19 protein-coding genes are annotated in these 17,655 nt (G+C 63.7%); 16 read left to right on the forward strand and 3 right to left on the reverse strand.

The window, feature by feature from the left end:
• Positions 1-150: 150 nt before the first annotated feature.
• Both G3574_RS18140 and G3574_RS18145 read left to right on the forward strand, forming a co-directional pair.
• Positions 151-567: a type 2 periplasmic-binding domain-containing protein gene (locus G3574_RS18140; protein WP_328804808.1), complete on the forward strand. Its 417-nt coding sequence runs from the start codon at positions 151-153 to the stop codon at positions 565-567.
• Between the two features lie 41 nt (positions 568-608).
• Complete coding sequence (locus tag G3574_RS18145; protein WP_163966300.1) at positions 609-1,766, forward strand: hypothetical protein; 1,158 nt, start codon at positions 609-611, stop codon at positions 1,764-1,766.
• 111 nt (positions 1,767-1,877) lie between these two features.
• Here the strand turns inward: G3574_RS18145 and G3574_RS18150 are convergent, their stop codons facing one another.
• Positions 1,878-2,426 carry a GNAT family N-acetyltransferase gene (locus tag G3574_RS18150; RefSeq protein ID WP_163966303.1) on the reverse strand — a complete coding sequence of 183 codons (549 nt, stop codon included), beginning with the start codon at positions 2,424-2,426 and terminating at the stop codon, positions 1,878-1,880.
• Between the two features lie 366 nt (positions 2,427-2,792).
• Between G3574_RS18150 and G3574_RS18155 the strand changes: the two genes are divergently transcribed.
• From G3574_RS18155 to G3574_RS18175, 5 genes are all read left to right on the forward strand, one after another.
• Positions 2,793-3,254, forward strand: a complete 462-nt coding sequence (locus G3574_RS18155) for a phasin family protein (RefSeq protein WP_163966305.1) — start codon at positions 2,793-2,795, stop codon at positions 3,252-3,254.
• Positions 3,255-3,359: 105 nt separating this feature from the next.
• A complete protein-coding gene (locus G3574_RS18160) occupies positions 3,360-3,848 on the forward strand; it encodes a phasin family protein (RefSeq protein ID WP_163966308.1) in 489 nt (162 codons plus the stop codon).
• 58 nt (positions 3,849-3,906) lie between these two features.
• Complete coding sequence (locus G3574_RS18165; protein WP_163966309.1) at positions 3,907-4,590, forward strand: esterase/lipase family protein; 684 nt, start codon at positions 3,907-3,909, stop codon at positions 4,588-4,590.
• A gap of 32 nt (positions 4,591-4,622) precedes the next feature.
• On the forward strand, positions 4,623-5,231 hold the full coding sequence (locus tag G3574_RS18170) for a phasin family protein (RefSeq protein WP_163966312.1): 609 nt from the start codon (positions 4,623-4,625) through the stop codon (positions 5,229-5,231).
• A gap of 93 nt (positions 5,232-5,324) precedes the next feature.
• A complete protein-coding gene (locus tag G3574_RS18175) occupies positions 5,325-6,617 on the forward strand; it encodes a glutamate carboxypeptidase (RefSeq protein WP_163966313.1) in 1,293 nt (430 codons plus the stop codon).
• A gap of 135 nt (positions 6,618-6,752) precedes the next feature.
• On the opposite strand, the gene G3574_RS18180 is transcribed toward G3574_RS18175, so the two are convergent.
• On the reverse strand, positions 6,753-7,517 hold the full coding sequence (locus G3574_RS18180) for a hypothetical protein (RefSeq protein WP_163966316.1): 765 nt from the start codon (positions 7,515-7,517) through the stop codon (positions 6,753-6,755).
• A 287-nt stretch (positions 7,518-7,804) separates the two neighbouring features.
• Positions 7,805-8,989 (reverse strand): hypothetical protein, encoded by a 1,185-nt coding sequence (locus tag G3574_RS18185; RefSeq protein WP_163966317.1) that lies wholly within the window; start codon positions 8,987-8,989, stop codon positions 7,805-7,807.
• Between the two features lie 345 nt (positions 8,990-9,334).
• Here G3574_RS18185 and fliQ point away from each other — a divergent pair, with 345 nt between their 5' ends.
• From fliQ to G3574_RS18230, 9 genes are read left to right on the forward strand one after another with little or no spacing between them, the layout of a single operon-like run.
• Complete coding sequence (fliQ, locus tag G3574_RS18190) at positions 9,335-9,601, forward strand: flagellar biosynthesis protein FliQ (RefSeq protein ID WP_163966318.1); 267 nt, start codon at positions 9,335-9,337, stop codon at positions 9,599-9,601.
• Positions 9,602-9,607: 6 nt separating this feature from the next.
• Positions 9,608-10,387: a flagellar biosynthetic protein FliR gene (locus G3574_RS18195; protein WP_163966319.1), complete on the forward strand. Its 780-nt coding sequence runs from the start codon at positions 9,608-9,610 to the stop codon at positions 10,385-10,387.
• A complete protein-coding gene (locus tag G3574_RS18200; protein WP_163966320.1) occupies positions 10,388-11,473 on the forward strand; it encodes an EscU/YscU/HrcU family type III secretion system export apparatus switch protein in 1,086 nt (361 codons plus the stop codon).
• Positions 11,470-13,506, forward strand: coding sequence for a flagellar biosynthesis protein FlhA (locus G3574_RS18205; RefSeq protein ID WP_163966321.1), 2,037 nt, complete (start codon positions 11,470-11,472; stop codon positions 13,504-13,506). The genes G3574_RS18200 and G3574_RS18205 overlap by 4 nt, the downstream gene beginning before the upstream one ends.
• 43 nt (positions 13,507-13,549) lie before the next feature.
• Positions 13,550-14,269: a flagellar hook-basal body protein gene (locus G3574_RS18210; protein ID WP_268958895.1), complete on the forward strand. Its 720-nt coding sequence runs from the start codon at positions 13,550-13,552 to the stop codon at positions 14,267-14,269.
• A gap of 2 nt (positions 14,270-14,271) precedes the next feature.
• Entirely contained in the window at positions 14,272-15,054 is a 783-nt protein-coding gene (gene flgG, locus G3574_RS18215) for a flagellar basal-body rod protein FlgG (protein ID WP_163966323.1), read from the forward strand.
• A 9-nt stretch (positions 15,055-15,063) separates the two neighbouring features.
• On the forward strand, positions 15,064-15,888 hold the full coding sequence (locus G3574_RS18220) for a flagella basal body P-ring formation protein FlgA (protein WP_163966325.1): 825 nt from the start codon (positions 15,064-15,066) through the stop codon (positions 15,886-15,888).
• Complete coding sequence (locus tag G3574_RS18225) at positions 15,885-16,484, forward strand: flagellar basal body L-ring protein FlgH (protein WP_235953502.1); 600 nt, start codon at positions 15,885-15,887, stop codon at positions 16,482-16,484. Before G3574_RS18220 ends, G3574_RS18225 begins: the two co-directional genes overlap by 4 nt.
• A gap of 19 nt (positions 16,485-16,503) precedes the next feature.
• Positions 16,504-17,643, forward strand: coding sequence for a flagellar basal body P-ring protein FlgI (locus tag G3574_RS18230; RefSeq protein WP_163966327.1), 1,140 nt, complete (start codon positions 16,504-16,506; stop codon positions 17,641-17,643).
• Positions 17,644-17,655: the final 12 nt, after the last annotated feature.

Below are 17,655 nucleotides of genomic sequence, written 5' to 3' on the forward strand. Positions count from 1 at the left end.
TTTTCTAACAACGCTCCACCCTGCTTCCTAAGATGGCTCAGGCCTGTCCGGCATTCCCAGCGCAAGGGCGTGGCGGCACGGGCGCCGCTGCCGCATTGCCTGGCGCATGCAACGCGCGGCGCATGCCTTGGAAAACTTGGGAGGAACACAGTGATCAGAACGCCATTCTTCTGCCGGGAAGCGCTGCTGCTGGTCGGCATCTTCAGCGCCATCCCGGCGTCCGCCGATATCGTCATCATCGTCAACCCCGCCAATCCAGCGACCCGCATGTTCAGTACCCAGGCGGCGCAGTTCTTTCTTGGCACCTCCACCATGTTCACCCCCATCGAGCACCTGGAAGAAGCGCCGATCCGGGCGGAGTTCTGCAAGAAGGTGCTCGACAAGGATCCGTCGCAAGTGAAGGCAGGATGGTCGAAGCTCGTGTTTTCCGGCCGTGGCAAGGCGCCGCAGGAGATGAAGACGGCGGCGGAAATCAAGAAGGCGGTCAACCAGAATCCCAACGCCATCAGCTACATCGACAAATCGGAAGTCGATGACAGTGTCAAAGTCGTCGCCACCGTGCAATGAGCACGCACGACCCGAACGCACTGACATCGAGGAGACCATCCATGAAAAAGACTTTGATCGCGTTGCTGCTTGCGCCTGCCCTGGCCCAGGCCATCGATCTGGACGACGCCGGCACCTTCAAGCTGACCGGCTTCTACAACATCACCGGCGCCAAGGTGCTCAGCGGCGCGGCGCAAGGCAGTTCCGCGCCGTGGTCCTACCAGCAGTGGAATTGCCCGTGCAGCATGCAAGGCTGGGAATACACCAGCGTCTATGAAAAGAGCAAAGGCTTCCAGCTGGACCAGGAAACACTCGTCGGCGTGCAGCTGCGCAAGGAATTTACGCCGACGTTTTCCGCGACGATGCAGCTCGTCAGCCGCATGCTGAACCCGAATGACGGTTCGCGTCCCACCGTCGACTGGGCTTACCTCACCTGGACGCCGTCCCAGGATTCTTCCTGGACCTTCCAGGCCGGCCGCCAGCGCATTCCGCTCTACTACTACAGCGACTACCTGTACATCGGCTATGCCTATCCCTGGGTCAGGCCGGCGCCGGACGTGTATGGCTGGCCCATCTATGCGTACGACGGCGCGAACGTAACCTACCGCACGCAGCTCGGGCAAAGCGAATGGGCACTGACCGCGCATGCCTGGGCCGGCGGTTTCACCCAGCGCGACGACGCCTATGACACGCGCATCTACTACACCACGCCGACCCATGAATCCTGGAAGAAGATCCTCGGCAGCTACGTCGCGGTGAACAACGGCATCGTCGACGTCAGGGTCATGGCGATGCGCCACGAGGATTCGGTCTGGCAGGACGCGGGCGGCGTGCGCACCGACCTATACAAGGACCAGCCGACCCGCATCATGGGCATCTCCGCGAACCTCGACTACAAGAACTGGCTGGTGAAGACCGAGGTGGACCGCTTCGAGCAGGTGGACCTGTCCAAGGGCATCAACAACATCTACAAGTACGCGCTGGTAGGGATTGGCTACAACTTCGGAAAATTGACGCCGATGTACACCTTCTCGCGCTACCGCACGGTGGCCGAGCCGATCGAGGGCCGCAACACCCAGTACCTGTCGCTGCGCTGGGACTTCATGAAGAACACCGCACTCAAGCTGCAATATGACATCTCCAAGGACCGGTCGAATTACCCTTATCCATTCTTCGGCGATTCCAAGGTGTTCTCGATTTCCCTGCAAGGGGTATTCTGACGCGGGCTTCCGGCGGCCGGCCGCGGCAGCCGGACGGTATCTTGCACCGGCGTGCACGCTCTCGCCCCCTGGCGATGCGCGTGCAGCGCCAGGGGGCGGAGTGGCCGGATGTCAGGCAATGATGCATGAATGCTGCCGCTCCTCCAGAATGAAATCGTTGATGTCGAGAGGCATGGTCCGCGGCCGGTAAACGCATTTGAGCAAGCCATCTTCCTCCTCTGCCGGGCATCCCATCTTCCGGGCGAGGCGCGGCGCGTACCTTCCCTGCATGACGCTTTCCAATGCAAGCCCTTGCCTTGCCGCATGCGCCATCGCCGCTTCGGAGACGCGCTGGCCGAGGCCGCGGCCTTGCAAGGCATCCGCCACCACCAGCGCGAATTCCGCGGTGCCGCCGTTCGGTGCGACATGCAGGTCGCCGAGCGCGACGATCTCGCCCAATTGTCCATGGATGATGAACAGGGTGCAGTTCTGCTTCTGGCACATGCCGATGAATCCCTCCAGCCGCGATGCATCGTTGACGTTGAACCGTTCGATGAGGGTACGCTGGCTGAGGCTGTGCAGGAAGCGGCGAATGTCGCCTTCCAGGCCGGGCACCGTCCACCATGCCGAGGCGTCAAGCACGTGCACGCGCGAAAAACGCTCCTGTGGATAAATGAGCATGGATGAAGTATGCATCGAAGGAATGGAAATGCTGGCGCGCATGCATAACCCGAGGGAAGCAGAAAGGCGGCAAGTATCGATCAGGGCGCGCATATCCGCAAATAACGATGTTAACGATTCCATTTGAACGGTTTCGGCTTTGAAGCACGGCCGGTCAAGCGCTCTTCGCATACGCAACAAAAATTGCACCCGCATGACATCTCTTTACTGCGGAAAATGGCATGGTGCAATGCCGCGAAAATTCTTCGTTCCGGGGGAACTTGGACAAACCGGCAACCTCTACTTCACCGGTAGCGCCGCGCCGCACGCCGGCCACGCTGCCTGATGTCGATGCATCCTTTCAATCTCATCATAGAGGAGTGTTGCATGCTCGGTTTTCAACAACCCATCACACCCGCACTGCAGGATTTCATGAACGCGCAATACGCCATGCTGAACGACTTTTCGCGCCAGGCGTTCCAGGGCGCGTGGAAACTGAATGAGCTCCACACCCGCATCGCGAAATCCGCGTGGGACGAATCGCTGAAGAGCGTGAGGCAGGTCGCGGTCAGCCGCGATCCCTACGAAGCTGTTTCCATCGTCGCCGCGCAGGCCCAGCCTGCCGCAGAGCGGGTACGTCATTACCAGCAGGAGATCGTGAACATCGTGGCCGATACCCAGGTCGCCCTGGCGAAGACCGCGGAGGTGCATGTGCCCAATGCCGGACGCACCGCGAGCGCGGTCGTCGAGGGCGTAGCCCGCGCCGAGAAGGAAGCCGGGCCCGCCGCCCGGCAAAAGGCAGCGGAAGGGGCCGCCAAGGCGCAAGCCGCCCCGAAACAGCCGGGCTGACGCGGACGCAGGGCCATGCGACAACGCCGCTGACCCGCCTCGAACTCGCCCCGATCTTGTCTTTCACCCGGCCGTCTTTTCATCATCACTCAGCAGGAGCCACTCATGTTTTACTTCACCCAGCAAGTCGCACCGTCCACCAAGGCCCATCTCGAAGCCCAGTTTGCCTTCTTTTCCGACCTGTCGAAGCAGATGTTCGACGCCGTGCAAAAGATCAACGAGCTGAACATCCAGATCGCGCAGACCGCCCTGCAGGAAACCCTGAGCAGCACGCGCGAGGTGTTCGCCGCGCAGAATCCCATCGATGCGCTCAGCGTGGCGACCAGCCAGGTCCAGCCCGCGGCGGAACGCCTGCGCGCCTACCAGCAGCACCTGACCGACATCGCGGCCCGCACCCAGGCGGAGTTCGCGCGGACCGCCGAGACCCACGTGCCCGAGGCGAGCCGCACGGCTTCCGCCGTGGTCGATGAGGTGGCCCGCCGCGCCGCCGAAGAAACCCAGAAGGCCACCGACAGGCAGAAGGCGGTGCTGGCAAAGGTGGCCTCGCCGATCCAGTCGGCCGACGGCGCACGCGCCGCAGGCAGCGTGCATTGAGCAAGACGCCGCCGCAGACCCGCCTTCGGCTTCCGATGGCGGAGAACGCTGATCGCCCATGATGCCCTCGTCGACATTGCTGCTTGCGCTGGAACCGTATCATGCGGTCTGCAATTTCATCGCCGGGCATTCCTGGGTGAACGACGCGCTGCCCCAGGGCGACGGGCATCCCGTGCTGGTCTACCCCGGGCTCGGCGTCAGCGGAACCTCCACCACCGAACTGCGGACCCGGCTGTCGCGGCTGGGTTACCAGGTGTACGACTGGGAACTCGGCGTGGGCGTGTGGCCCTGCACTGCCTTCGATACCTGGCTCGGCCTGCTTGAAGGCCAGCTGCTGCGCATCCGGCGCGCGCACGACAGCAAGGTGTCGCTCGTCGGCTGGAGCCTGGGCGGTCTCTACGCGCGCGAGCTCGCCAAGCGCTTCCACGACGACGTCAGGCAGGTCATCACCCTGGGCACGCCGATTCGCGACGTCATCACCGAGGTGGACCGCATGTGGGTCGGCGCCGCCCCGATGCGCAGTTTTTTCGACCCGACCCTGCCCGACCGCTTCGCGCGTTCGCCATCGGTGCGTTGCGCATCGATCTACTCCCGCACCGACGGCCTGATCGACTGGCGCAATTGCATCGACCACGGCTTGGCGGAGGAACGCAACATCGAGATCCGCGGCGTCAGTCATTTCGGACTGGTGCATCACCCGGACGTACTGCGCGCCATTTCCGTGCTGCTGGCAGAACCCTAAAGACAATTTCGCATCAATCGAAGAGGAAACCTATGGCAACCACCACCACGACGGCCGACACGGCCAGGACAAGTTCCACTGGCGCGCCCGAGCGCCTGCAGCAAGGCATGCAGCAGGGGATTCAGGCGCAGGTCGGCCTGTTCCAGTCGTATTTCGGCAAGATGTTCAATGCCTCCATCCAGCTTGTCGAACTGAACCGGCAGGCGAGCTACAAGCTGCTCGAGGAATCGGCTGCCGACCTGCGCAAGGTCCTGCAGATCAAGAGCCTGCCGGAAGCCCAGGCATTCATTGGCGAGCAGGCCAGGGGATCGCTGGAAAAAGTGCGCGGCTACTGGCTCAACGTGCAGCACATCGCCACGCAGAACCTGGTGGCCTTGCAGGACGAAACGGCTGCCGGCGTTGACCAGGCGGCTCAGTCGACCGCAGGCGCCGCCGCCGAGGGTGAAGTGCCATCCCCGGCCCGGACAGAGAATGCGGACGCCGCGAATGTCGCTGCCGGAACCAGCACGCAGGATACCGCCGATTCCCCGCCGCAAACCGGGCATCGCCAGCATGACGCCAACCCGGCACCATCGCCTCTGGTGGAAAAGCTGATCGCATCCGTGGCCGCGGACGCCGGCACGCAAGATACCCGCCACTGAGCTGGACGTTCCAAGGGGAGGCGTTCCACGCGCAAGCGGCGACACGCCTATAATCGTTCTCCATTCGAACAACACGGTCGAGGAGAACCCCCCATGATTTTGCGTCAGAAAGCCCATTCCTTCGTGCAACGCGCGGCCCGCAAGTCCATCATTGCCGCGGCGCTGGGAATGGCGCTGGTTTCGATGAAGCCGGCCCTTGCCGCTGCGGACGAGCGCCTGCTGCAAGCGGCGCGAGCCGAGCAGGATGCCGTGATTGCCAGCCTGAAGGACATGGTGAACATCGAGTCGCCGAGCGCCGACGCGCAAGGCATCGCGCGCATGGCGGACTACACCGAGCGCCGCCTCAAGGAGCTCGGCGCCAAGGTTGACCGGCGCAACAGCACCACCGGCCCGGGGCAAATCGTCATCGGCACGCTCAAGGGGACCGGGTCGAAGCGCCTGATGCTGATCGCCCACATGGATACGGTCTATCCGAAGGGCATACTCGCTTCGCAGCCTTACCGCGTCGAAGGCAACCGCATCTATGGTCCGGGCATCGCCGACGACAAGGGCGGAATCGCCGTCATCCTGCATGGCCTCAAGATGCTCAACGATGCCGGCTGGAAGGACTACGCGACCATCACCGTGCTGTTTAATTCCGACGAAGAAGTCGGGTCCGTCGGCTCCGGCGAACTTATCGCCAACCTGGCCGCCGAGCACGACGTGGTATTTTCCTGCGAGCCGTCAGCCATCAAGCCGGAAATCCTGTTGCTGGGCGCGGCCGGGACGGGCAAGGTCACCATGCAGGTACGCGGCAAGTCGGCGCACGCCGGTGCCAATCCGGAACTCGGCCGCAACGCCCTTCTGGAAATGTCGCACCAGCTCATCCGTACCCAGGATGCCGCCAAGGCCGTGCCGGGCACGCAGATGAACTGGACGATGGCGCAGGCCGGCCGCGTCGTGAACCAGATCCCGGAAAGCGCGACCGCGACCGCCGACATGCGCCTGACCGTTTCCGACGGCTTCGAACGCCTGGAGCGCGAGCTCAAGGAACGCGTCAAGACGCCGGTGATCCCCGATACCGTCACCGAGATCAGCATCGAGCGCGGACGGCCGCCTTTCGTCGCGAGCCCCGCCAGCCGCGAGTTTGCCGCCCAGGGCCAGGCCGTGTATGCGGAAATGCAGCGCGAGCTGACCTTGCTGCCGATGACGGGCGGCGCGACCGATGCCGGTTTCGCGGCGCGTTCCGGCAAGGCCATCGTGGTGGAGAGCTTCGGCCTGGCCGGCGCCGGCTACCATGCGCGCGATGAATTCATCACCGTCGATGCGATCGTGCCGCGTCTCTACCTGCTCGCCCGCATGCTGCAGCAGGCAGGGCTGATGAAGACTGGCGGTCCGGCGAAGTAAGCCTGGGAGGTGGACTGATTCGCTCCGGTCCGAAGTGATGACGGAAGCCCCATTCGGCTTCAATACCGTTGCTTCGGTTCCCGGAGTCGCCGTGTTGTGCGATAGGTGGTTTGACGATGGGGCGAATGGGGCTGGTCAGGAGATATCCGAAAATTTCGACTCGTCCTTCGCCTTGCGCTCCAGATGTTCCAGGAAGCGCGACCCGATGTCGAGCGGAAGCAGCCCGAACCAGAGCAAGGCCTGGGCTCCGCCCAAGCTTCGCGTCCACCAGTTGCTCATGGTGGGTGAGGATGTCGCCGGGCGCAAATCCATCAGTTGTACCAGCCTGGCGCTTTCGCGCGGCCGGGCCGGATCCCGCACGAACCAGCAGAGTCCATGGTCTCCGTTCGGGGTCAGTTCGATTTCCGCGTTTTTGGTGGTCAGCACGATCTTGTGCACCGATCGTGGCTGCACATGCGTTCGATGCACGACCGCGTGAATGCCATGCGCCGGAAAGCCGGCGATGCCGTGTGCCATGCTGCAGACGACCGCCGTGCCGGGTTCGGGCATGCCCTCGCACCAGGCCTGGAAATGCTCCTGCCATAGCCTCGCCTGGCGGTTTATTTCTCCGGCAATGAACTGGCCGAGCGCCGCAGCTTCCTTGCTGGCGGGATCCTTCGGACGGATGGAGACGATGCCATTCATGTGGATGGCGACGCTGAAGCGGCTGGCATGCTTGACGTCGCCGGAAAAGTTCTGCGTGCCGTATTCCAGGTCGATGCAGCAGGAGCGCTTGGTCCAGGCGACTTTTTCCAGCGATACGTGGCGCGGCGGGTCGAAGTCCTGGTGCAGGTCGAGCAATGCGCCGAGGGCGGGAACCGCCCACGAGCGGACAGCCAGGACGGCGGGATCGAAATGCATGGTCATCCAAGTGGAACGGCGATTGAGTTGTTAGTTTACCAGTCAGCATCCCGCTTGAAACGCGGGTGTTGCGAAATTGCGGCGCATGCCGTTGTTGACTGCGCATGAGTCCGATGCCTTCATGATGCATTCAAGGGCAGCGTGCGTCGATAGCAATTAACATTCACTAACAACATCAATCTCAGGTCATTTCTCCGCTGGACATGGGGCAAGCGGCTTCGTCCGGCCACGCCGCCGCAGGAACCATCCTCGATTCCGGCAACGGCACGAGGCATCGTGTCGCGCCATCAAAGTTTTGACAACGGAGCATGCTGCATCGGTTCCACATCCCAGGGTTTGCCTTCCATGTTGACGCCGACCAGCCTGGTCAGCGCAAGGATGACGCGCTTCTTGTCGCTGAGCGGCATGTCCTGTTCCAAATGTCGGGACTGCATCTGCCGGGTTTCCCTGTCCCGCCACGAAACGTTCATGATCTGGTCCGGCACCGTGCGCGGCAGCCAGCCTTCCCTCACCATTTCGAGCAGGATGGCGGGCAGGAAGGGCCGGATGTCCTGGCCGTGCGGGACCGTGTCGCCCTGCGTCATCATCTTGATCAGCAGATTGGCGGTGCCGAAGCATTGCGACTGCGGATCTTGTTCGCTCGAGAAGTGGCCATACCGATGCGGCACGCCCTCGAGGAAGCCGATATACTCGCGGATCTTGTGGACATGGGCTGCGTCGGTCATGCGCACCCGCGGCAATCCGTTCCGCATGATCGATTTTTCCAGCGGACCGGCAGTGCCGTCGAACAGGAAGCTGGTGTCGATCGTGCCGTAGTAGCGTCCCTGCAATTCTCCCTTGTTGTCGGGATCCGGCGTGCATTCCTGGTGCGCCCAGTCGAAAGTGAGCTTGCCATTGCGGCGTTCGATGCCGGCGTTGAAGGCATGCGGGATCTGGCAGGCGGGCGGATAGACTTCCGGCTGGAAGAACAGGGCCGCAACGCCCGGCTTGTCGGCATACTTTTCCAGCTCCTTCGCGAACTTGGCGCAGAAATCCTCCCGGCAGGCGGGATGGCGGTCGAAGTAGCGCGCGAACACCGGATTGCCGATGGCGATGGCTTCCTCCACTTCCTTCGCGCTGACCTTGCCGATGGGTGTAACTTCGCCTTGCGGGCGGCCGCCAGCCGGCACGGCGTTGAACGGCGGCCAGTGCCCGAATAGCGCGTCGTCTTGCCGGGGAGGTTCGGCCACGCTTGCCCGCTGCGCGAAGGAAAACTTGGAAACCGGGGTCGAGGCAGGGAGGTCGGGCCGCACCAGGTCCGGGATCGCGGGACGCTGCATCAGGGACGCCGCATGCCGGCTCGCCGCCTCGTGGAGCCTCGCTTCGCGGGCCATCGTGAACTTGGAGGCCGGCGGCAGCGACCGGCTTGCGGGCAGGGGCGGCGGGCAGGAGCACGGGGGCAGGGAAACATTGAACTTGCTGGCGTCGATCATGGCATCTCCTCGGTTGGTGGCGGTTATTGGCTATTGCTGATTGTCGTTGTAAAGCGGTAATTGCGCGGAACAGGCCACATCATGATGTTTCCATAAGAGCAAGCAAGCAGCGTTAGAAGTGTTTCGCCGGCGCGTGCCGCGACAGTGGCAACGGTTCCCTGATGTGCAGAAACGTTAAGGCGGCGATCGGCATGATTAATAATTCTGTGTCCGGGTTCGCGGCTTGCGTATCTTTCGAAGGCAGACGGGCAGCCCCGCCCGCCACTCATCCTTTCCGCCTGCCATGACGACGACCTTGGACACCTGCCGTGCGCGCCGCATGCGCTGCCTCCCGCGGGGGCAGGCATGAAGTCCGACGTCGCCCTGCAGCTGATGGCAAACCTGCTCTGGAATGCCCTGCTGATCTGCGGTCCACTGCTCGGCGTGACGCTCGCGGTCGGCGTGCTGGTCAGCGTCCTGCAGGTGATCACCCAGATCCAGGAAATGTCGCTGACCTACATTCCCAAAATCATCGCGGCGGTCATCGTGCTGGTCGCCCTCGGTCCCTGGATGATGAAGCGCCTGATCGCGTTCTCCACTTCCCTCATCAGCAGCATTCCGTCCTTGCTCTGAGGCGCCATGGACGCGCTCATCTTCCACATCGATCCGGTCTGGGCAATGACAGTGTTCCTGCTTTGGCTGAGGCTCGGAGCATTCATGCTGGTCAATCCTCTTTTTTCAGGCATCGCAACGCTCGCCACCATTCGCGTCCTGTGCGCGCTGGCGATCGCCGCCGTCCTGTGCATGCAAGGCGCGCGGCTCCCGGCATCGCTGGCGCTGCCCAGCCCCGCCATGCTTCCCGTCGTTGCCGCCGCAGCGGGTGAGGTGCTGACTGGCGCCCTGCTGGCCTTCGGCGTGTCCAGCGCCTTCGGCGTCTTTGCCATCGCCGGCAAGCTGATCGACGTGCAAAGCGGCCTCGGCCTCGGCACGGTGTTCGATCCGGTGACCCGCGCGGGCACGCCGCTTTTCGCCACGCTGCTTCATCTCGTCGCCGTCGCGGTGTTCTTCTGCCTCGACGGCCACCTCGCGTTGATGCGCGGGCTGGCGCTTTCGGTGCAGCAGGTGCCGCCCGGCACCTTGCTCCTCGATCTCCCCGGCGACGCCCTGGCACGCCAGTTCGGCGTCATGTTCTCGCTGGGTGTCGGCCTGGCGGCGCCGGTCATGTTCAGCCTCTTCATGGCCGAGGCGGCGCTGGCGCTCGCCTCCCGCGCGCTGCCGCAGATGAACATCTTCGCGGTGGGCGCGCCGGTCAAGATCGCCGTCGCGCTCGGCGTGCTGGCGGCGACCGTCGTAACGCTCGCACCCCTGATGGGACGTGCCTACGAATCGATATTCCGTTTCTGGGAACAGGTGGCATGAATGGCTGACCAGGACCAGGACCGTTCGGAAGAAGCGACGCCCTACAAGCTGCAGGAAGCGCGCAAGAAGGGCAACGTCCCCAAGAGCGCGGACTTGAGCGCGGTGGTCGTATTGGCGACCATGGCCTTGATGTGCTATGCCACGGGCTGGGACATGCTGAGAGGCCTCCTGCGCCTGCAGCAGGATTTGCTGCGTCATGCCGGCGACCCGCGCTGGGGCAGCGAGCAGGCGCTGCCGCTGCTCGGCCAGGCGCTGATGGATGGCCTTCACCTCCTCGGGCCGCTGTTTCTTGCGCTGGCACTGACCTCCATCGCGGCCGGATTCCTGCAAGCCGGCGCCGTGTTCTCCTTTCACCCTCTCAAGCCCGATTTCGATCGCATTCATCCTCTCGAAGGATTCAAGCGCGTCTTTTCCTGGCGCATCGTCTATGAAGCGGCGAAAAGCCTGATCAAGCTGGGGGTGCTTTCGTCGGTCGCCTGGACCGCCATCAAGCATGCCGTTCCCGAACTCGTCCGGCAGACCGCGCTCGATCCGCGATCCTACCTGCCGACCTTGCTCAAGCTAGGCAACGGCTTGTCCGTGAAGATCGTCGCCTGCCTGGCGCTGATCGCCGCCATCGATTTCATTCACTCGCGCCGCGACCATGCGAAGCGCATGCGCATGAGCCGGCGCGACATACGCGACGAGTCCAAGCAGCGGGAAGGCGATCCGCGCATCCGCTCGCGCATTCGCCAGCTCAGGCGCGAGATGCTCAAGCGCAGCCAGGGATTGCGCCGGGTTGCCTCCGCCGATGTGCTGATCACGAATCCGACGCGCCTCGCCGTCGCCCTGTCTTACCAGCATGGCGACAGCGCCGCGCCCAAGGTAATCGCCAAGGGTGCGGGTGGCCTCGCGCGCAAGATGCGGGAAGCCGCCGCGCGGCACCAGATACCCGTGGTGCAGAACCGCACGCTAGCCAGGGCATTGTTCAAGGAGGTCGGCGACGAGGGCTTCGTGCCGGAGCGCTGGTATCCCCAAGTCGCGAAGATCCTGGTGTGGGTATATTCCATGCGCGAGGCGAAGCGGCGATCCGGAGGCGAATCATGAGCAGGCTACGCGCGCTGTTCGCCAGCAATTCCGACCTTGCCATGGTGGCGCTCGTGGTCGGGGTGCTGACCATCCTGTTCGCTCCCATACCGGCGGGCATGCTGGATTTCCTCATCCTGTCGAACTTCAGCTTTGCATTGCTGATCCTGCTGCTAACCTTTTACACCGGAAGGCCGGTCGAGTTTTCCACGTTTCCCTCATTGCTGCTCATCGCGACGCTGTTCCGGCTTTCACTCAACGTGGCGGCGACGCGCCTGATCCTTTCCGATGCCGACGCCGGACAAGTTATCGCTTCCATCGGCGCCTACGTCGTCGGCGGAAACTTCGTGATCGGCATGATCGTGTTCCTGATCCTCGTGGTCGTGCAATACGTGGTCGTGACCAACGGCGCGCAGCGCGTCTCCGAAGTCGCCGCGCGCTTTACGTTGGATAGCATGCCGGGCCAGCAGATGAGCATCGACGCCGACCTGAACATGGGATTCATCGACCAGGAAGAAGCGCAGCGCCGCCGCAAGAACATCGAAAGGGAGTCCGCCTTCTACGGCGCGATGGATGGCGCCAGCAAGTTCGTCAAGGGCGATGCCATTGCAGGCATCATCATTATGCTGATCGACATCATCGGCGGCCTGGTGATCGGCGTGATGCAGACAGGCATGCGCTGGGACGAAGCCCTGCAGACTTATACCCTGCTCACCGTCGGCGACGGCATCGTGACGCAGGTGCCGGCGCTGGTCATCGCCGTCGGCACCGGCATCATCGTCACGCGCTCCGCCTCGGATGGCAATCTCAGCGACCAGGTGCTGCGGCAGATCACCGCCTTCCCGAAGACGCTCTTCATCGTTGCCGCCGCGCTGGGCGGCATCCTCGTCCTGCCGGGAATCCCGTCATTGCCGGTAGCGGTGGTGGCCGCGACATTGCTAGCGGGCGGCCTGGCGGCGAAGCGGCGCAAGGGCGAGGGGGCGCACGACGCCGCGTCGAGCGGCGAGGAGGCAACCCAGGACAAGAAGGGCGAGGATGCGCTGCTGCAGATCGTCCCCATCGAGGTTCGCCTCGGCACCGCGCTCGCTCCCCTTGTCGGCAACGGCGTCGTTCTCGAACGCATCGAAGCGCTGCGGCGGCAGCATGCGCTCGAATCCGGGATGCTCCTGCCCGCGGTCCGGCTTCGCACGGAACAGGACATGGCGGCGAACGCCTACGATATCCGCATCTTCGACGTGCAGGCCGGCCGCGGCGAGATCATGCCCGGCATGATGCTCGCCATCCGCAGCGGCGGCGAACTGCGCGAGATCGCGGGGCTGGAAACCCGCGAGCCAAGCTATGGCCTGCCGGCCCTTTGGATAGACGAAAAGAATGCTGACGAGGCGCGCACCGCACGCTATACCCTCGTCGATGCCTTGACCATGTTGGTGACGCATCTCAACGAAATCTTGAAGCAGCAATCCGCCATGCTGCTTACCCGGGCGGAAACGGATCGCTTGCTGGCAAGGGTGCGAGGGCAATTGCCCGGACTGGTCGAAGAACTCATTCCCACCGTCCTGTCGACAGGCGACGTGCAAAAGGTCCTGCAGAATCTGCTAAGGGAAAAGGTCTCGATTCGCAATCTGGAAGCGATTCTCGAAACGCTTGCCGACAGCGCGAGATTGAACAAAGACGCCGCTTTGCTCACGGAAGCAGTGCGACAGCGGCTGGGCGCATCCATCTGCCAGTCGCTGATGGGCGAGAACAAGGCACTGCAGGTCATGACCCTGGATCCCGCCGTCGAGCAAGGCCTGCTGCAATGCCTGCGCGGCGCCGATGCCGGCGGATCGCTGGCTATCGAGCCGCGCTTTGCGGAACAGCTGCTGTCACGGCTCGCGATGCAGGCACAGCGCATGATGAAGAGCAATGCGCTGCCTGTCCTGCTTTGCTCGCCCGAGCTGCGGCGTCACGTCCGGATGCTCTCGGAGCGCGTGCTGCCGCACATGCGCGTGCTCTCCATGACCGAGATACCCAACACCATCAATCTGAAATCGTTTGCGACGGTGGCGCTGTAAGGCCGGCGGCGCGCTATGAGAAAAAGGACAACACATGGACCTGATGAGCATCGCTGCCATCGGCATGCAGAACGACACCGAACGTTTGAATAACATTAGTCACAATCTGGCGAATGCTGGCACTAACGGCTACAAGCGGCGCGTGACGGTGACCAGGCCCTTCGCGGAACAGTTGCAATCTGCCTCATCCGCTTCTGGCATGGGTGCAGGCACGAGCGCGGTGATCGATCCCGCCGCTGGCACTATCCGCCCGAGCGCAAGTCCGCTGGACCTCGCAATCGAAGGCGATGCCTTCTTCGAGGTATCGACGCCGCAAGGCCCGGCATTCACCCGATACGGCCACTTCCACGTGGATGCTGCCGGCAAGCTCGTGACGGAACAGGGAGATGCGGTAATGGGAACGACTGGTGAACTGGCAGGCGCCGGCGCGTCGTCAGGCATGTCTGTCAATCGGCGCGGTGAAGTGACGCAGGGCGAGCAGCTGCTGGGTCAAGTGAAGCTGGTGCGTTTCGCCAATGCATCCGCGCTCCTGCCGCTTGGGCAGGGACTGTATGCCCAGGGCGGCGCACGTGTCACTGAAGCGGGTTCGGACGCAGGACCGGTCGGCATCCAGCCGGGCGCCCTGGAGAACTCCAATGTCAGCTCGGCGCAGGAAATGGCGCGGCTCGCTGAAACCGTCAGGCATTTCGAGGCCTTGCAGAAAGTCGTGCAAGGCTATGACGAAGCGCTCGAAAAGGCGATTCGCAAACTGGGAGAATTTTAAGCATGAATGACGCCATTTACATTGCCGCGACGGGAATGCAGATGCAGCAATTGAACGTCGACACGATCGCCGGCAACCTGGCGAATGTCAACACGCCAAACTACCGGCGCAGCCAGGTCAATTTCCAGGAACTGATGGCAAGGGGCATCGCCGATGCGACGGGCGCCGACGCGTCCCAGCGCGCAGCGTCGGTCTCCCGGAGCAACGGCGTCGGCCTCGTCTCGATCTCCCGTCCGCTTGCTGCCGGCGAACTGCGCAAGACGGATAATCCGCTTGACGTCGCCATCCGCGGCGACGGATTCATCGAGGTCGAAGCGCCTGACGGCGGTGTCGCCTACCTGCGCGGCGGCACGCTAAAGGTCGGCAAGGATGGACTGCTTGGCACCGACGCCGGCATGCCGCTGCGCCCTCATGTGCAGGTGGGTCAGGACGCGAAAGACATCACCATCCGCGCGGACGGTGCCGTTCTGGTGCGCCAGTCGGGGCAGGACCAGGCTTATGAAGTCGGCCGGATCGAGCTGGCCACCTTCGCCGATGCCGGCGGCCTGGATGCCCTCGGCGGAAATCTTTACCGCGCCACGGCGCGTTCGGGCGAGGCGATCTACGCCCGTCCCGGCGAGGAAACGACGGCATCGCTGGCGCAAGGCTTCCTGGAAGCATCCAACGTCAAGCTGGTCGACGAAATGGTCAACCTGATGGTCGCGCAGCGCGCCTATGAAATAAACGTCAAGGTGATCCAGGCTTCGGACGACATGCTCGCGATGAGCAACAACCTTCGCCGCTGATATCTCATCATGACAGTTTTCTTCAATTGCACTCCTTCCGTGTTCGCCGGAACTCTGGTGATGGCCGTCTTGCTTGCGGGCACGGCACCGGCCCATGCCATCGTCTCCTGCACGCCGGAGGAAAGGGAGGATGTCGGCCAGCGTCGCTGCCTTTCGCAGTCTCTCGACGCGTCACGGGTGATCGTCGCCGCCGAATCCCATGTGCATTCTTCCCTGCGAGATGCCTACTCCATGCTCGATGTCGAGGCCATCCCGCCGGCGGCAGAGATCCGCCTGCCGGCGGGAGAAGCCATTCTCGCGGCGCGCAATCTCCGGCAGGGCTCCGCGGGAAAGATCATTGTCTGGATCGATGCGATGGTGAATGGGCGCGTGGCGCATTCCCTCATGGTTGCCGTCCGTGTGCACGCCGAGAGGCAGGTCGCCTATGCGCTGCATGACCTGCAGGCGGGCCAGGCGATACGGTCTTCGGACCTCGGGTGGCGCAAGGAGATCGTGGCGTATCCGCTTGCACCGCAGTCCTCGACTTTGCCGCCTCTCGCAAGCGTCGCACCCGGAACGCGCCTGCGTGTTTCGCTGAATCAAGGGGAAACCTTGCAAAGTCATGACCTGCTGCCAGCTGATGCTGTCATTGCCGGCGATCAGTTGAACCTGCGCGTCGTCGAAGGTCCCGTCACGCTCGACTTGCCCGTCATCGCGCAACAGGAAGCGCGGCAAGGCGAGCGCCTGCTGGTGAAGCGCGTGTCGAGAATCGACGCGACCGATGCGAACGGTCCGGCCATGCTGGCACGGGTCGTCGACCGTCATCTGGCGCGCGCCCTGGAGCAGCAGCGATGAGCCGCATGCCTCGCGCCCGCGCGGTCGCCATCGCCATCCTGCTGGGCATGCAGGCCTGCGCTGCCTGCGCGGTCAGCCTGTACCAGGAGGAAAAGTATCAGCCGCTGACGGCCGACCGCAAGGCCCGGCAAGCCGGCGATGCCTTGACCGTGCTGATCTATGAAAACGCCAGCGCCACCAGTTCGGCGAACACCTCGGCCGCGCGCGACGCCGGTGTGCAGGCCCGGCTGGAGCTCGGACATGACTCCGGGATGTCGGCCGGCACGCGCGGCGGCATCAAGTTCAACAACCAGCTTGACGGACGCGGCAGGACGCAACGGGAAGGACGCGTCCTGGGGACCATCACCGTGCGCGTCGTGTCCGTTCTCGACAACGGTGACCTCGCGATCGCCGGCGAGCAGGTTCTCGACGTCAACAATGAGCGCCAGCAGATCCGAATCGAAGGAAAGGTGCGGCCGCAGGACGTGTCGGACGGCAATACGGTGCAATCCACTCGCGTCGCCGAAGCCCGCATCAGCTATGTGGGCGATGGCGACATCGCGGAACGGCAACGTTCGGCATGGTGGCAGCGCATGCTTACCTGGTTCGGGATGTGATGCCATGCACCGTCCATTCATGAACTCATCCGTCTCATTGCGCCGCGCCGCTGCCTTCTTCGTCCTGGTCCTGGCTGCCATGGGCGGCATCGTTCCCGCGCAGGCTGAACCCGTGCGCATCAAGGATATCGGCCGTCTCTCGGGCTGGCGCGAGAATGCGCTGACGGGATATGGCCTGGTCACCGGTCTGGCGGGCACGGGCGATTCGCCGCGCAACAAGACGACCCGGCAATCGATCGCCAACATGCTGTCCCGCTTCGACATCTCGGCCTCGACCGACGACATCCAGAGCCGCAACGTCGCTGCGGTCATGATCACCGCCAGCCTCACGCCGTTCGCGCGGGCCGGAGACATGGTCGACGTCACCGTGACCTCGATCGGCGACGCCCGCAGCCTGGTCGGCGGTTCGCTCATCCTGGCGCCGCTCAAGGGCGTGGATGGCCGCGTGTATGCGCTGGCCCAGGGTTCGGTCTCGGTTGGCGGCTACAAGTACGACATGAACGGCACCATGCAGCAGAAGAACCATCCCACGGTGGGTGCGGTGCCGGGCGGCGCCACCATCGAGGTGGGCGTTGCCGACGGCGTACCCGACATGCCGCGCAAGCTCACCTTCGTGCTTGCGGAGCCCGACTTCACCACGGCCAGTCGCGTGGCGCGCGCCATCAACGCCGCCATTGGGGAAGACATTGCCGACCCGCGCGATGCCGCGGGCATCGATATCCGCGTGCCGGACCGCGGCGGTCGCCGGCTCGGCGATTTCCTGGCGGCGGTCGAAAACGCCCAGGTCGAACCCGACCGCCGCGCCAAGGTAGTCATCAACGAGCGCACGGGAACGGTGGTCGCGGGCGGCGATGTGCGGATCTCGCGCGTTGCGGTGTCGCATGGCGATCTCAAGGTATCCATCAATACCGAGCAGACAGCCTCCCAGCCGGTCCTCGTGCGGCAGACCGGGCAGGACGTGCGCACGGTGGTCGTGGCAAACAGCCGCGTCCAGGCGGAGGAAGGCGCGGAGACCGGCTATATCGCGCCCAACAACAATACCGTCGCGGACCTGGTCAAGGCGCTGACGCGCATCAAGACGAATACCCGCGACATCATCTCGGTGCTGCGGGCGGTGAAGGCGGCCGGCGCGCTCCATGCCGAGCTGATCGTGCAATGACCATAAGGACCG

The organism is Noviherbaspirillum galbum (genome assembly GCF_010974945.1).
Classification (GTDB): domain Bacteria; phylum Pseudomonadota; class Gammaproteobacteria; order Burkholderiales; family Burkholderiaceae_D; genus Noviherbaspirillum; species Noviherbaspirillum galbum.